Source organism: Kitasatospora sp. A2-31 (assembly GCF_022288725.1).
Taxonomy (GTDB): domain Bacteria; phylum Actinomycetota; class Actinomycetes; order Streptomycetales; family Streptomycetaceae; genus Kitasatospora.
In genome coordinates, this window is record NZ_JAKNTA010000007.1 from 275,707 (window position 1) to 290,773 (window position 15,067).

10 protein-coding genes and 1 tRNA gene are annotated in these 15,067 nt (G+C 70.8%); 10 read left to right on the plus strand and 1 reads right to left on the minus strand.

Features of this window, described 5'->3' with window-relative positions:
• The first annotated feature begins 318 nt into the window (after window positions 1-318).
• The 10 genes from MCM47_RS21450 to MCM47_RS21495 all read left to right on the plus strand — a co-directional run bounded on the left by MCM47_RS21450 (window position 319) and on the right by MCM47_RS21495 (window position 11,816).
• On the plus strand, window positions 319-1,107 hold the full coding sequence (locus MCM47_RS21450; protein WP_305068003.1) for a transglycosylase family protein: 789 nt from the start codon (window positions 319-321) through the stop codon (window positions 1,105-1,107).
• Between the two features lie 164 nt (window positions 1,108-1,271).
• On the plus strand, window positions 1,272-1,712 hold the full coding sequence (locus MCM47_RS21455; protein ID WP_238863270.1) for a transglycosylase family protein: 441 nt from the start codon (window positions 1,272-1,274) through the stop codon (window positions 1,710-1,712).
• 164 nt (window positions 1,713-1,876) lie between these two features.
• Complete coding sequence (locus MCM47_RS21460) at window positions 1,877-2,590, plus strand: alpha-ketoglutarate-dependent dioxygenase AlkB (protein ID WP_374209187.1); 714 nt, start codon at window positions 1,877-1,879, stop codon at window positions 2,588-2,590.
• A 330-nt stretch (window positions 2,591-2,920) separates the two neighbouring features.
• Window positions 2,921-3,781: an acyl-CoA thioesterase II gene (locus MCM47_RS21465; RefSeq protein ID WP_238863271.1), complete on the plus strand. Its 861-nt coding sequence runs from the start codon at window positions 2,921-2,923 to the stop codon at window positions 3,779-3,781.
• 246 nt (window positions 3,782-4,027) lie between these two features.
• Window positions 4,028-4,819: a DUF1684 domain-containing protein gene (locus MCM47_RS21470; protein ID WP_238863272.1), complete on the plus strand. Its 792-nt coding sequence runs from the start codon at window positions 4,028-4,030 to the stop codon at window positions 4,817-4,819.
• Between the two features lie 460 nt (window positions 4,820-5,279).
• Window positions 5,280-6,509, plus strand: a complete 1,230-nt coding sequence (locus tag MCM47_RS21475; protein ID WP_238863442.1) for an MFS transporter — start codon at window positions 5,280-5,282, stop codon at window positions 6,507-6,509.
• A 144-nt stretch (window positions 6,510-6,653) separates the two neighbouring features.
• Window positions 6,654-6,727: transfer RNA gene (locus MCM47_RS21480), tRNA-Pro, on the plus strand.
• Between the two features lie 1,323 nt (window positions 6,728-8,050).
• Window positions 8,051-8,905, plus strand: a complete 855-nt coding sequence (locus MCM47_RS21485; RefSeq protein WP_238863273.1) for an IS5 family transposase — start codon at window positions 8,051-8,053, stop codon at window positions 8,903-8,905.
• Complete coding sequence (locus MCM47_RS21490) at window positions 8,902-9,300, plus strand: type IV toxin-antitoxin system AbiEi family antitoxin domain-containing protein (protein ID WP_238863274.1); 399 nt, start codon at window positions 8,902-8,904, stop codon at window positions 9,298-9,300. Before MCM47_RS21485 ends, MCM47_RS21490 begins: the two co-directional genes overlap by 4 nt.
• 2,252 nt (window positions 9,301-11,552) lie before the next feature.
• On the plus strand, window positions 11,553-11,816 hold the full coding sequence (locus MCM47_RS21495) for a hypothetical protein (protein ID WP_238863275.1): 264 nt from the start codon (window positions 11,553-11,555) through the stop codon (window positions 11,814-11,816).
• A gap of 2,201 nt (window positions 11,817-14,017) precedes the next feature.
• On the opposite strand, the gene MCM47_RS21500 is transcribed toward MCM47_RS21495, so the two are convergent.
• Window positions 14,018-15,067, minus strand: coding sequence for a hypothetical protein (locus MCM47_RS21500; RefSeq protein ID WP_238863276.1), 1,050 nt, complete (start codon window positions 15,065-15,067; stop codon window positions 14,018-14,020).

Here is a 15,067-nt window from a genome sequence, read left to right on the forward strand (position 1 = left end):
GTCATTACCGTCGGTAACCCTTCGCTGAGCTGGGCAGACCGTCGGATGTTTGGATCCCCGGCGGCCGACTCGTAGCTTCATTGGCGGTGCAACGAGCACCACCCGGGTTCACCCCCGACGCACAGCCCGCCGGCTCACCCCGGCGCAGGCCGTGCCCGCCGATGCGACCGCTCGAACAGGTCGCCGGTGCGTGGCGGGTGGCCGGGGCGGCGCGGCACGTCGGACACGTGCCCGGCCGCCCCACGGACGCGGCGAGCGAATCGATCCCTCCGAGGGCTTGGTTCCGCATGCCCGCCCGGGGCTGTCGAGAGGAACCCCATGTCTTTCCGTAACGAGTCCGCCGCTGCCACCACCTCCACCGTCACCAAGCGCAACCGCGTTCGGATGGCTGTCGTGGCGGGCGCCGCTGTCGCGGCCCTGCCGGTGGCCGGCCTCGTCACGGCCACCTCGGCCTCCGCCGCCTCCGTCGCCACCTGGGACGCCGTCGCCCAGTGCGAGAGCGGTGGCAACTGGGCCATCAACACCGGCAACGGCTTCTACGGCGGTCTGCAGTTCACCTCCAGCACCTGGGCCGCCTTCGGTGGTACCGCCTTCGCCCCGCAGGCCAACCTCGCCACCAAGGCGCAGCAGATCTCCATCGCCGAGAAGGTCCTCGCCTCGCAGGGCCCGGGCGCCTGGCCCGTGTGCTCCGTCAAGGCCGGCCTGACCAAGGGCGGCGCCCCGGCCGCGGTCGACACCTCCGCCGGTGCGACCACCGCCGCGAAGCCGGCCGCCCCGGCCGCCGCCGCTCCGAAGCCCGCCGCGCCGAAGGCGACCGAGGCTCCGAAGCCGGCCGCCCCGAAGGCCGCCGAGGCCCCGAAGGCCGCCGCTGCGCCCAAGGCCGCCGCTGCGCCGAAGTCCGATGACTCCGCCAAGTCGTGGAAGGCCGAGACCTCCAACGACGCCAAGCAGGTCAACGGTGGCAACTACACCGTGAAGTCCGGCGACACCCTGAGCAAGATCGCCGCCGCCAAGGGCCTGGACTGGCACGACCTGTACAACAAGAACACCAAGGTCATCGGTGGCAACCCCGACCTGATCTTCCCGGGCCAGACCCTGACCGTCTGATCCCGTTCGTCCGGTCGGACCCCTCCGGGACCCGCGGGTTCCGTGGATCCACCGGGTCCCGAGGGATCCGGAACGGCCGCTTCTCCGCTGTGCGGGGGAGCGGCCGTCGGCGTCTCCGGTGTGTCGGACCGTGTCGGGGCGGCGCGCGCCTAGGGTCGGCTGCTATGCCTTCGATTCGTAGGATCAGCCGTGAATCGTTCGTCCCTACCGGGGGCGGAGCGATCCGGAGGGGTGGCGCCGCCGGGGCCGCCGTCGCAGCCGCGGTCGTCGCGGCTCTCGCCGCCGCCGCGGTGCCGGCGACCGCCGTGGTGCTGCCGGACGGGCGGGCGCGCACCGCGGTGACCGTCGCGGACCTGGTCTGGGACGACCTGGCCGAGTGCGAGAGCGGCGGAGACTGGCGCGCCGACACCGGGAACGGCTACTTCGGCGGCCTGCAGATCTGGCCGCCCACCTGGGAGGAGGCCGGCGGCCTGCGGTTCGCCGACCGGCCCGACCACGCGAGCCGTCGGCAGCAGACCGCCGTCGCCGAGGAGATCCTCCGGATGCAGGGGTGGGAGGCCTGGCCGGTCTGCGCCCGGGAGATCGGGATGATCGCGGACGACTGAGGGCGCCGCCTCCGGCCGACCGTTCGGCGGCTTGGCGGTCCGGCGGTCCGGCGGCCTGGCGGTTCGGCGGCCTGGCGCGGTCCGGCGGCCTGGCCGGCCGGCCCGGTCTCGTCCTCCGGATCGTCGGACTGCTGCGCGAGGATGGTGGTGTGATCCAGGGCGAGCTGTTCGGCGACGAGCCGGGGACGGGCGGGCGTGCGGGCACCGGGGCCGGAGCACCCCGGGAGAGGTCCGAGCCGGCGCCCGGGGCGGTGCTGCTCCCGGGCTGGCTCGACGCCGACGCCCAGCTGCGCCTCGTCGTCGCCTGCCGGCAGTGGGCCCGGCCACCCGCCGGGATGCACACCGTCCGGATGCCCACCGGCGGCATGATGTCCGTGCAGATGGTGAGCCTCGGCTGGCACTGGTACCCCTACGGCTACCGCCGGACCGCCGAGGACGGCACGCCGGTCAAGGCCTTCCCGCCCGAGCTCGGCGAGCTGGCCCGCCGGGCCGTCGCGGAGGCGTACGGCGAGGCGGTCGGGACGGTCGCGGGGGCGGTCGGCTACGAGCCCGACACCGCCATCGTCAACCACTACCCGCACGGCGCGAAGATGGGCCTGCACCAGGACCGCGACGAGCGGACGGACGCGCCCGTCGTCTCGCTCTCGCTCGGCGACTCCTGCGTCTTCCGCCTCGGCAACACCGAGACCAGGACCCGTCCGTGGACCGACCTTGAGCTGCACAGCGGCGACCTGCTGGTCTTCGGCGGCCCGTCCCGGTTCGCCTACCACGGCGTGGTGCGGACGCTGCCCGGTACGGCGGACCCGGCGCTGGGGCTGACCGGGCGGCTCAACGTCACCGTCCGGCAGAGCGGGCTCGCGACCGGGTCCGGGCGCTGAGGGCGGGTCGGCCCGCGGATCAGCATGTCCCGGAGGCGGGTTGCGCAGGCGGGTTGGGGAGGCGGCTTGGGGAGGCGGGTTCCGAAGGCGTCCGAGGCGTCCGGAGGTGGTTCCGGAGCGCGATGCGCAGGCAGCTTTCGCAGTGCGGTGCGGAGGGGTGTCTGGAGGCCGGCATCTCGTTCGAGTGATTCGCCGACGGACACCCCGGGTGCGGGGAATGCCCGGACTCGCTGGAGAATTCGAAGGGGCGGGAGAATTCGAGAGAACGGGCGCCGACAGCCGGGCGGAAGACCTCCGTCCGGGCCGGTCGCCCGGAGAGGAAGCGCACGCATGGGTACCCCCGTCGACGAACTCGTCGAACTGCTGGACCTCGAGCAGATCGAGCTGAACATCTTCCGCGGTCGCAGCCCCGAGGAGGCACTCCAGCGGACCTTCGGCGGCCAGGTCGCCGGCCAGGCGCTGGTCGCGGCGGGGCGCACGGTGGACAGCGACCGCCCCGTGCACTCACTGCACGCCTACTTCCTGCGCCCCGGGGTGCCCGGTGTCCCGATCGTCTACCAGGTGGACCGGATCCGGGACGGCCGCTCCTTCACCACCCGCCGGGTGCTCGCCATCCAGGGCGGCCGCTCGATCTTCGCGCTCACCGCCGACTTCCACCTCCCGGAGGAGGGAAGCATCGAGCACCAGGACCCGATGCCGGACGTCGCCGCTCCCGAGGACCTGCCGAGCGCGCTGGAGGAGGTCGGCTCCCGGCTCGGCGAGCTGCCGCCGTTCATCAGCCGCAGACAGCCCTTCGACGTCCGGTACGTCGACCGGCTGCGCTGGAGCAAGGAGGAGCTGGACGGCGTCGAGGCCCGTAGCGGCGTCTGGCTGCGCACCAACGGCTCGCTGCCCGACGACCCGCTGATCCACGTCTGCGCCCTGACCTACGCGAGCGACATGACGCTGCTGGACGCCGTCCGCGCCCCCGTCGAGCCGCTCTGGGGCACCCGCCACTTCGACATGGCCTCGCTCGACCACGCGATGTGGTTCCACCGCCCGTTCCGGACCGACGACTGGCTGCTCTACCAGCAGGAGTCCCCGATCGCGCACGGCGCGCGCGGCCTCGCCCGCGGACAGATCTACGACCGGAGCGGCCGGCTGGTGGTGTCTGTCGTGCAGGAGGGTCTGTTCAGGCCCCTGAAGGGATGAACCACCCCCGTGGCCGGTGTTGACGTGTTGACGTGGTGGTGTGTCGAGACGTGTCGACGCGATGGCGTACTCATGTCGCGCCGTGCCAATGTCGTCACGCGCCGATGTCGGGTCTGTACGGACACGTGTCGACGCGGCGACCCTTGACGGAGCAGGAAGGCCTGCCGGCAGGCCGGCCGGGAGGCCCGTGGGGAAGTCCTGTCAGCAAGGCCTGCGGGCCTCGGACGGAAGTGGGAGGGCATGCCGATGACGGCGACAGCCGCGGAGGAATGGAAGCACTGGAGCGACGGCCGGGCAGCCGCCGTGAGCTCACCGCACGGGCCGCTGGCGCTCACCGGCACGCACTGGCTGGAGCCCGAACCCGCCGAGATCGCCGGCCTGCCCGGCCGCTGGTGGGCTGACGCGGAGGGCGTCCGGCTCCGGGCGGTGGCCGCGGACGGCATCACCGTCGCCGGCGCCACCGGTCCGGTCGACGGCGAGGTCCTGCTCCGCCCGGACACCGACCCGGCCGCCGACACCGCTTCGCGGGGCGAGGTGCTCCTCGTCCCGATCGAGCGCGAGGGCGAGCTGGCCCTCCGGGTCTTCGACCCGGACGCACCGCGCCGGGCGTCCTTCGCCGGGATCTCCGCGTACTCCTACTCGCCGGAGTGGGCCGTCCCGGCGGTCTTCACCCCGTTCGAGAGCGGCGACGACCAGGCCGTGGTGGTGGCGAATGCGGACGGCAAGGAGCGCCCGCTGGCCGTCACCGGCCGGGTCTCCTTCACCGTCGCGGGGGAGCACCGCACCCTCACGGTCAGCCGCGCTGCCAACGGTCTCACCGGCGTCATCGCCGACGCGAGCAGCGGGACGGACACCTACCGCTTCCGGTTCATCAGCCTGCCCGCGCCCGACGCGGACGGCCACACGGTGCTCGACTTCAACCGCGCGTACCTGCCGCCGTGCGCCTTCGCCGACCACTTCATCTGCCCGTTCCCGCCGCCGGGCAACCGGCTGGACTTCGTGGTCGAGGCAGGGGAGAAGCAGGTCCTCACGCGTTAGCGCAGGGCCGGGGCCGGCCCGGGCCGGGGCCGGGCGGAAGGGGGTGGGGGCGGGGCGCGCGGGCTCCCTCGCGGTCGGCACGCCGCTGCTGCGGGTGGGCCGCTGCGGTCGGACGACGGCACGGACAACCGCGGTCGGACCGCCGTGATCGGACCGTCGCGGTCGGGCGCCGGCCGGCGGCGGCGATCAGCACGCTCGCGGCCGTCGCTTATGGACGCTGGTCACGGCAGACGGAGGCCTGCAGCCGGCGCCCCGGTGGCGGCCCGGTCGGCGGGCGGAGTGAATATGGGGCACTGTGTCGACCAATCATCCTGCCAATTCGACGGCCGCCCCCGGGGCGCCCGAACCCGGCGCAGTGCCGCCCTCCGAGCCGTCCGACGCCCTGGCGCCGGCCGCCGCCTCCCGGTCCGCGCTCCCGGACGGCCCGCTCCCGGACGGCCCGCTCCCCTGGCACCGCAGACTGGCCCGTGGGGCCTTCGCCGACCTCAGCCCGCTGCGCGACCACGCCGACTACCGGCGGGTCTGGTTCGGCCAGGCGGTCTCCTCGATCGGCCAGCAGATGACCGCCGTCGCCGTCTCGGTCCAGGTCTACGACCTCACCGGCTCGAGCTTCGCCACCGGTCTGGTCGGGCTCTTCTCCCTCTTCCCCCTGATCGCCTTCGGCCTCTACGGCGGCGCGATCGCCGACACCGCGGACCGCCGCCGCCTCGGCCTGATCGGTTCCGCCGGCCTCGCCGCCGTCTCCGCCGTCCTGGCCGCCCAGGCCATCGCCGGCCTCGGCCTGGTCGCCGTCCTCTACGCCGCCGTGGCCGCCCAGGCGGGCTTCTTCGCGCTCAGCTCGCCCGCCCGCTCGGCGATGGTCCCCCGCCTCGTCCCGGCGCACCAGCTCCCCGCGGCGAACGCCCTGAACACCGTCAGCATGAACCTCGGCCTCACCGTCGGCCCCATGCTCGGCGGCGTCCTGATCGGCGCCTACGGCGCCCAGGCCGCGTACCTCGTCGACACCGTCGCCTTCGGCGCCACCCTCTACGCGATGTGGCGCCTGCCCGCCATGCTCCCGCTCGGCGAGCGCAAGGGCCGCGCCTCCGTCCTGGACGGCCTGCGCTTCCTCCGCGAGCAGCCCAACCTGCGCACCAGCTTCCTCGCCGACCTCGCAGCGATGATCTTCGGCATGCCGCGCGCCCTCTTCCCGGCCATCGCGGTCACCTTCTACGCCGGCGACGCCCGGACCGTCGGCCTGCTCGTCTCCGCCCCCGCCGTCGGCGCCCTGGTCGGCGCCCTCTTCTCCGGCTGGGTCGGCAAGGTCAACCGCCAGGGGGCCGCCGTCCTGGCCGCCGTCGCCGCCTGGGGCCTCGCCATCGCCGCCTTCGGCCTGATCCACAACCTCTGGCTCGGCCTCCTCCTGCTCGCCGTCGCGGGCTGCGCGGACACCGTCAGCATGATCTTCCGCAACACGATGATGCAGGTCGCAGCCCCGGACGAGATGCGCGGCCGGCTCCAGGGCATCTTCATCGTGGTGGTCGCCGGCGGCCCCCGCCTCGGCGACTTCGAGTCCGGCGCCGTCGCCTCCCTCACCAGCCCCGCCACCTCCGTGGTCAGCGGCGGCCTGGCCTGCGTCGCCGCCATCCTCCTCCTCGCCGCCCGCCGCCCCGCCTTCCTCCGCTACGACGCCCGCAACCCCACCCCCTGACCCCCACCACCCCGCCACCCGGATACCTGGCAGCGAGCACCCCCCGACGTGCTGTATTGTTTTCCACGTCGCCGGGACACCAGCGACAAGGTCGAGAAGCCCCACCGCAGAGCCCCCCAGGCTCCGCCGAAGGCGCCGAGACCACGGGACGTGGCGCAGCTTGGTAGCGCACTTGACTGGGGGTCAAGGGGTCGCAGGTTCAAATCCTGTCGTCCCGACGTGAGTCGGAAAGGCCGTTGGCCGGGTTGACGCCCAGGTGAACGGCCTTTTGCATGACATGGCGTCAGATTTGACAGGCACTCGTTCGCATACGACTGGGGACCGGATGGGGACCAAGTGGCCTCGGAGTGGTCGAATTCGGGGGTCGAGACCTTCCGTAAGGGGCGTTTCTGGCCCCAAAAATGACTACCCACGGTGACCGATATCGAATCGTGACTATCAACTTTTCGACACCTCCCGACGTAATCCGGCCATGTTTTCGGGCAGTTGGGCGATCGTCTTCGAATCTGTCAAGACGTCAGCAGATTTCGTGACCTCGTGCCGGAGGCATCGCCTGGGGCCTTCCGGACGCCTCCGTGGGCTCGGCCCAGGCCCGCCCGTGGCCCGCGATCGTCTACACACGGTGACCATCGCCGAGACGGCATGAGGGGGAGGATCGACCCGACGGCCACGGCACTGAGGCCGCGGAGCGCCGGCAGGCGAGCTCCGATGCGACGGAGCTGGCCCACGGGCTGAGGATGGTGCCGCACCGGGACGGCGACAGCCGGATCTCCCGCCGAGCTGGTACTGGCCGGGCAGCTGCGATGGTGCTGCACCTGGATGGTACGAGCGACCGGCCGGCTGGCGGGCCTGGATCTCCGGCAGTACGTACCTTCGATGGTGCCGCACCGAAGTGGTGCGGAGGCACTCTGGGGCGGGTTGCGGACGATATGGAAGTTGACCTTGCTGTGATGGGGCCGCACCGGGCTGGTGCAGAGCGACCCCCACGACGACTGCCGCTTGGACTGGCCATTGAAAGTGCTGCGATGGTGCCGACCAGGGTGGCTCGGAGCGACCCATGGGGCCTTGGACACCAGCGTTGCCGAGCATCGTGCTGCGATGGTGCCGCACCGAAGTGGTGCGGAGGCACTGAGCAGGTCCACCTCCCATCCGGCTTGATCCGGTATCTGCGATGGAGCCGCACCCGTGGGTTGCGGAGGTGTGACGCACGAGCAGTTCGGTGCGGCGCGCGCCATGATGCTGCGATGGAGCCGCACTGGGGTGATGCGGAGAGACCCGGGCCGCCGAGGCTCCCGCCCCCGTGCCGCTGGGCAGCCTTCGATGGTGCCGCACCGAAGTGATGTGGAGGCACTTGAGCGCCGCTTCCGCCTCGGTGTCCCCGAGATGCTGCTGTGATGGAGCCGCACCGAAGTGGTGCGGAGATACTCCACGACGCTATGAGAGGGCGTTAAGTCCGTTTCTGGATGATCTGGTGTCGCCCGTTCGTGGGTAGGGAGCCGTTCGGGCTGACTCGCATGTCGTGTGCATGATGGGGTCGGAGTATGGAACGGATGCCGTACTCAACGGACTTGTCCGACGGGCAGTGGGCCTTGATCGAGCCGCTGGTCACCGCATGGAAGCAGGAGCGGGTGTCTCGGTCGGCGACCGGGGACCCGGGCTCCTGCGATCTGCGCGAGGTCGTGAACGCGCTGCTATACCAGAACCGGACGGGGTGTCAGTGGCGGCTCCTGCCGCATGACCTACCGGCCTGGTCGGCGGTGTTCTACTACTTCACTTTGTGGCGCCAGGACGGGCTTGACCAGCGGATCCAGGAGATCCTGCGCTGCCAGGTGAGGGAGCGGGCCCGGCGATTAGAGGACCCGTCCCTGGTGATCATCGACACCCAGTCCGTCCGTGCGGCGGCCGGGGTGCCGAAGGAGACGACGGGGCTGGACGCGAACAAGAAGACGCCCGGCAGGAAGCGGGGGCTGGCCGTCGACGTGCTGGGCCTGGTCATCGGCGTGGTGGTCCTGGCTGCGAGCGCGCACGACAACGAGGCCGGCATCGCCCTGCTGGACCAGGCGGCCGAACGGTGCGGTATGCGCCTGGAGAAAGCCCTGGTAGACCAGGGCTTCAAGGACGCCGTGATCATCCACGGGGCGGTGAAGGACATCACCGTCGAGGTGGTCCGCCGCAACCCCGCCGACCAGGGCAAGGGGTTCGTCCCGCAGCCGAAGCGGTGGGTGGTCGAGCAGGTCAACGGCACCCTCATGCTCCACCGGCGCCTGGCCCGCGACTACGACCACCGGCTGGACAACGCCGCCTCCCGCGTCTACTGGGCCTCCACCGCCGGCATGCTCCGCCGCCTCACCACCCTCAGCCCCGCCTGGCGCGACGACGTCGAGCTGGCCGCGTGAACGTCACTGAACTCCTGCGGCTGTTGCAAGCCGAACACGACGAGACCGCTGCACGCGCCGACCACCTGCGCGAACAGATCGACCAACTCACAACTGCCCTCACCGAGGTCGAGGCTCGACTCGCCGAGATCGTCACTACCGGCAAGGTCATCGGCGGCCTCGCCCTGCCCGACCACGAACCGGCCTCTGCGGAGACCGCCACGGTCTACCAGCGCATCGTGACCGCCTTCAACGAGCATCCCGGGCAGGTCTTCCGGGTTCGCGAACTACACGAACTCCTCGGCCTGCGAACCGACGAGCCCTCGATCAACGTCACCCGCTCCCGCCTGGGACGACTCGTCCGCCAGGGACTCCTCGAACAACCCGGACGCGGCCGCTACCAGAAACGGACTTAACGTCCTCTGAGGTGGCTGTCTGACCCGAAGGAACTGCTATGGTGCCGCATTGGGTTGGTGCGGAGCGGCTGTGATGGATCGCGGCCGTGAGCTCTCCGATGCGGTGGCTGCGATGGAGCCGCACCGAGATGGTGCGGGGAGACGTCGGGCGCCGGAGCCGAGTTCGGTCTTCTTATCCATGCTGCGATGGTGCCGCGCCGCTGGACGCGGAGGAACGCGGTGGTCTGGCTGGTCACCGAGGCGCCGGACGAGCTGCGATGGTGCTGCACCGGGATGGTGCGGAGCAACATGCCGGCCCGGGTGGTCGTCACGGTCGGGAGATCGAAGCTGCGATGGTGCCGTACCGGGAGGTGCGGAGCGACGAAATGGTCACCTCGCGGCTCGCCACGGAGCGGAGCTGCGATGGTGCCCCAACAGGGGTGCGGAGCGAGTGGGCAGGTTCAGCTCCTCGGTCATCTGGACGTCGGCGCTGTGATGGTGCCGCACCGGAACGGTGCGGAGCGACGTGAGGCGCACGGCGCGGAAGTGCCACGTGCGACCTAGCTGCGAGGGTGCCGCACCGGGACGATGCGGAGCGACTTGGGAGGACCTCGAGCACGGCCAGGTGGCGTCGAAGCTGCAATGGTGCCCGCACCAGGACAGTGCGGAGCGATTCGCGGGCCGCGGCGAGGGCTTCCTCGACCGTGTCGCTGCAATGGTGCCGCACCGGGATGGTGCGGAGTTCCGCTTACAGCGGGCCGGCCGGCCCGCCGACATCGTCCTGTGGCTGCGGTAAAGCCGCGCTGGTGAGGTACAGAGGAACGGTGCGATCCTGGCAGTCCGCAGGTTCCAGCACTGGGTGCTGCGATGGTGGTTGCGGTGTTCGGCGGTAAGGGCGGTATCGGGCTGCGATGGTGCCGAACCCGGATGGTGCGGAGCGACGGCGGTGTGCGCCAGCTACGGGTTCATGGAGAACGCGCTGCGATGATGCCGTACCGGGACAGTGCGGAACGACACGGCCACCACGCGCACTGCACCAGTGAGCTGCAGTCGCTGTGATAGTCCCGCACCCTGATGATGCGGAGCGACGGGTGCGTCAGCTGCCGTACGTGACGGTCGAGCAGGGGCTGCGATGGTGCCGCACCGGGATGGTGCGGAGCGACGCCTACACGGCCGACAACGAGGCCGCGAAGTTCGCCGTGCTGCGATGGTGCCGCACCGGGACGGTGCGCAGCGGCGACGTGGGACCGGTCGCGGTTCGACCTGGGCGCGGAGCTGCGTTGGTGTCGCACCGGGATGGTGCGGAGCGACGTCGGCACCCACCACGTGACCGTCTTGATGAGGATGCTGCGATGGTGCCAAACCGGGACGGTACGGAGCGACGTCAGTCCTGGAAGTACATGGTGTGGTCGGGGTTGTTGCTGCGATGGTGCCACACCGGGATGGTGCGGAGCGACCCCGGATCTCGTCGTACCGTTGCCCGGCCGACTTGTCGCTGCGATGGTGCCGCACCCGGGTGGTGCGGAGCGACCGTGGAGCCGAGCCTCCAGAGCCTGTGCGAGGAGTTCCCTGCGATGAACCGGCGCCGAAGTGGTCCGGAGACGCCCAACAACATTCTCGGCGGCGGGATGTCGGGCACCGCGCTGCGATGGTGCCGCACCGGCGAGGTGCGGAGGAAGACTCGACTTGAGGTGTCGGCCGGCGGGCAGCACCTTGCTGCGATGGTGCCGCACCGGCGAGGTGCGGGGGAGGAGGCGGGGGAGGGAGTCGAGCTGGGCCGCGGAAAGGCTGTGATGGTGCCGCGCTCTAGAGGCGCGGAGGAACGACGAGGCCACGCTGATCTGCAGCATGCCGCTGGAGCTGCGATGGTGCCGCATTGGGGAGGTGCGGAGCGACATCTTGGCAGCCCTGCGGACGCTCATTAAGCCACGCTCGCTGCGATGGTGCCGCACCCATGTGGTGCGGAGGAACCCGTACGGCACGGAGGCCTTCGCGGTGGCCTTGGGGCTGGGATGGTGCCGCACCGGTGAGGTACGGAGCGACCTCGACAAGGTGGTGCTGATGATCCGGGCGGAGACGCTGCGATGGTGCCGCACCAGGATGGTGCGGAGGAACCGCCAAGCAGGGCGCTCTTGCCGGTGCGAGGGGGCGCGCTGCGATGCTGCCGACCGGGAGGGTGCGGAGGGACACGTGCGGGTCACCTCGACGCGGAGGGTGTCAGGGCTGCGATGGCGCCGCACTGAGGCATTGCGGAGGAACTTCAGACCGCGCTGATGCTTATTAGCGAAGACGGCAAGCTGCGATGGTGCCGCACCGGCGAGGTGCGGAGGAACGTCGGCTCTGCCGAGCACGGCCAGTGGGTCAACTGGCTGCAATGGAGCCGCACCGAAGTGGCGCGGAGGCATCAGGCGAGCGGCCCGGCCATCGAGGCCGGCGCCATGCTGCGATGGCGCCGCGCCAGTCAGGTGCGGAGGGGCGACGACCCGGCCCCAGGTCAGCGGCTGCAGGACGTGGCTGAGATGATGCCGCACCGCTGAGGTGCGGAGGAACGACGCTCGCCTCGGAACGGATCGGGCCTACTCCGGGGCTGAGATGGTGCCGCACCGGAGTGGTGCGGAGGAACTGCTCCAGGGCGTAGAAGGGCGCAGGCCGGCCTAGGCTGCGATGGTGCCGCACTGGCGAGGTGCGGAGGAACGCCCGCGCCGATCAGGATGGTCAGACGATCGCGAGGTGGGTCACCGCTGATCCGCGTTCAGCGGTCAGTTTTCACCCCTCGCCGACATGGGGCCGCACCGATGGGTGCGGAGATGCCGCCTGTACCGGGACACGTTCCGTCACGTCGAGGGACTGCGATGGAGTCGCGCTGGTGAGGTGCGAGACGAAGGAGTGCCGCGCGGCTTGAGGGCGCGCTCGATGGTGCGGCGATGGAGCCGCACCGGTGAAGTGCGGAGGGCGGCCGACCGTGGCTGGAGACGTACCGCGAGGGCCAGCTGCTGCGAAGGAGCCGCACTTGTTTGGTGCGGAGGCACGCGGTGACGTCCGTGGGCTCAGCGACGACGTGGGGCATGCTGCGATGGAGCCGCATGAGTGGGTGCGGAGACGCCGGCCGCCTCCGCGACGGTGATCACGAGGAGGGGGACGCTGCGATGGAGCTGCACCGGTGAGGTGCGGAGACGCTCCCATCTTCGGAGAGGCCTTGTCGACGCCAGGCTTGCTGCGATGGTGCCGCACCGGTGAGGTGCGGAAGCGCCGCTCGGCACACTGCAGATGACGATCCAGGAACTGTGGCTGCGATGGTGCTGCACCCGTGAGGTGCAGAGGAGCACGCGGTGGGGTGGTTGGTCACCGAGGTGCCGGACGAGCTGCGATGTCCCCCCGGCTGAGATGCGGAGGAACTTCGCCCGCGCCGCGTCGACCTCAGGCTCGGAACGACGCTGATCGAGACCCAGCCCGGCCAAGTCGCTGGGGTGCTGCGATGGTGCCCCACTAGAAGACGCGGAAGCACTGGAGGCCGCGAACACGAGCGCGTACTGCTTGAAGCTGCGATGGTGCCGCGCCGAAGTGGTGCGGAGCAACTGGAGGCGGGCACCAACTGCGCCGTCGAAGGCCTGTGGCTGCCATGGTGCCGCACTGGGATGGTACGGAGCGACTCGAAGCCGTTGCCGAAGCCGCCGTAGAGGGACACCCTGCGACCGTGCCGCATTGGGATGCTGCAGAGCGACGTCCGCCAGCCCCCTCACCGCGGTCTTGAGCTTGTCGCTGCGATGGTGCCGAACCGGGGCCGGTGCGGAGCGACTGCCCTGGGAGGGCGAGGGGCGTCGGTGCTCGGGTCGCTGCGATGGCGCCGCACCGGCGAGGTACGGAGGAACGCTTTCTTCGGGGGCAACGTAAGGCCGTTGGTGGTTCTGCGATGGTGCCCCACCGGCGAGGTGCGGAGGTGCCCGAAGCCCGGCGACGTGGTCAAACAGGCTGCGGTCTGGCTGCGATGGTGCCGCACTGAAGTGGTGCGGAGGCACGGCACGGTGGATGTAGCTGGCCGCGATGATCCGGGCGCTGCGATGGTGCCGCACCGAGCTGGTGCGGAGGCACGACCGGGCCGCCGAGGCGCGGGGTCGCGCCGGCCAGGCTGCGATGGAGCCGCACCGGGATGGTGCGGAGGCACCAGGAGACTGGGCTCGGAGCCGGGTGTGAAGGTCCGGGCTGCGATGGTGCCGCACCCAGAGTGGTGCGGAGGCACGTGTTCTCGGTGAACGTTTCGGCGGCGTCGGGGTCGCTGCGATGGAGCCACGCCGAAGTGCAGAGCGACGTCCCACTGGCCGGACTCCCGAAGGGCTTGAGTCAGGCTGCGATGGTGCCGCACCGGGATGGTGCGGAGGGATCAGGAGCAGAAGCGCGAGGCGCAGCGCCTGACCGAGCTGGGATGAGGCCGCACCTGGATAGTACGGAGCGACGCGACCAGCCTGGCCAGCTGGTTGATCGTGTCGTGGCTGGGATGAGGCCGCACCTGGATAGTGCGGAGCGACGGCAGTTGAGCCGCTGGATCGTTCGCTCAGGGGCCAGTTGCTGTATCTGCGGGGGGCAGTTTTCGGGGCAATTCAGACTTGTCGCTTCGGTATGGTGGGGTGTTTTCGTGTGTGCTTGGGGTTCCGAAGTCGTGGTCGGCCGGGGCCTCGTTCTGCGTGTTGGCGCTGTGGAGTTGTCAAGGATCGGGCATTGGAGGCGTGATTAATAGCGGGGTTCAGGGCCAGAGAGGACGGCCTGCGGCGAGGGGACTGGCGTACTTCGAGGTGCCTGTCCGGGGAGCGGTGTAGAGGGCGGTGACGCCGAGGTTGGTCAGCATTCTGGCATTGCGGCTCGTACCAGGTTCGGGGGTGCGGACGGCGGGGTGTTCGAGCAGGACGGTGACAGCGGTGGTGGTGAGTGGTGGTGTCCAAGCCGGCCAGCGCAGCGCGCCGCCGTCGGTGGTGTCCCAGCTGGTGGCGGCTTCTGTTCGGCCGATGGCGGTGAGGCGGAAGGTACCGAGGGCGTGGAGGGCGAGCCAGGCGGGGCCGGGGGCACCGCGCTGGTAGGCCTCGCCTTCCGGATTGGTGTGGGCGTCACCGAGGGCGCGGTGGTCCAGATTGGCCGGCGCGTACTCGGGGATGCGGCGCCAGCCCGTCAGGGCGGACCGGATCTGCAGGGGATCCTGGTGGCATCCTTCGACGGCTTTCTGCATCACGATCGTCAGGGTCATGCGTCCGCTGGTGGCGATCAGCGGAGTGGTGCGAGTGCGGCGTACCACCCTGTTCCCGGAGCCCCCAGTTTTGGTGTCGGGCGTGAACTCCCGGAAGCACATGCTGTTGGTAAGCGAGGCGAGCCAGCGGGCCAGGTGGCTGCCGTCTTCTCGTTCGGCCCGGGCGAGTCGGCGCAGGAGGTCGTGGTTGGCGTCGAGACGCATCCGCAGGGCGTCGTTGCGTGCCGTGGGGTCGTCGTCCCGGGAGATGGTCAGCAGGCCTGGGGCGTACGGGAGTGGGTCGACAGCGGCTGCCGGGTTCTCGCGTTCCTCCCCGTTGACCTTCTTCTTGCTCCGTTGGGCGGGCTTGGGCGGGAGATGGCTGGTGAGGAGCTCCGTGAGGGTGTCGAGAGTGAGGGGACGGTCAGTGGTGAGGACGGCTGCTCCGGCCGGCCCCTTCCAGTGGAGGCGGGGCTTTGCGGGCAGGGCGGCTGTGGTGAGTTCGAGGACGCCGAGGGCGGCGAGGAAGCCGAGCGGGTCGTCGGCGCGCAGTGCGGGGAGTTCGAGCTGATGCAC

Coding starts and splice junctions, on each gene's coding strand:
- MCM47_RS21495 (WP_238863275.1), top strand. CDS start 11,553: ATGCTTATTAGCGAAGACGGCAAGCTGCGATGGTGCCGCACCGGCGAG.
- MCM47_RS21465 (WP_238863271.1), top strand. CDS start 2,921: ATGGGTACCCCCGTCGACGAACTCGTCGAACTGCTGGACCTCGAGCAG.
- MCM47_RS21455 (WP_238863270.1), top strand. CDS start 1,272: ATGCCTTCGATTCGTAGGATCAGCCGTGAATCGTTCGTCCCTACCGGG.
- MCM47_RS21485 (WP_238863273.1), top strand. CDS start 8,051: ATGGAACGGATGCCGTACTCAACGGACTTGTCCGACGGGCAGTGGGCC.
- MCM47_RS21470 (WP_238863272.1), top strand. CDS start 4,028: ATGACGGCGACAGCCGCGGAGGAATGGAAGCACTGGAGCGACGGCCGG.
- MCM47_RS21450 (WP_305068003.1), top strand. CDS start 319: ATGTCTTTCCGTAACGAGTCCGCCGCTGCCACCACCTCCACCGTCACC.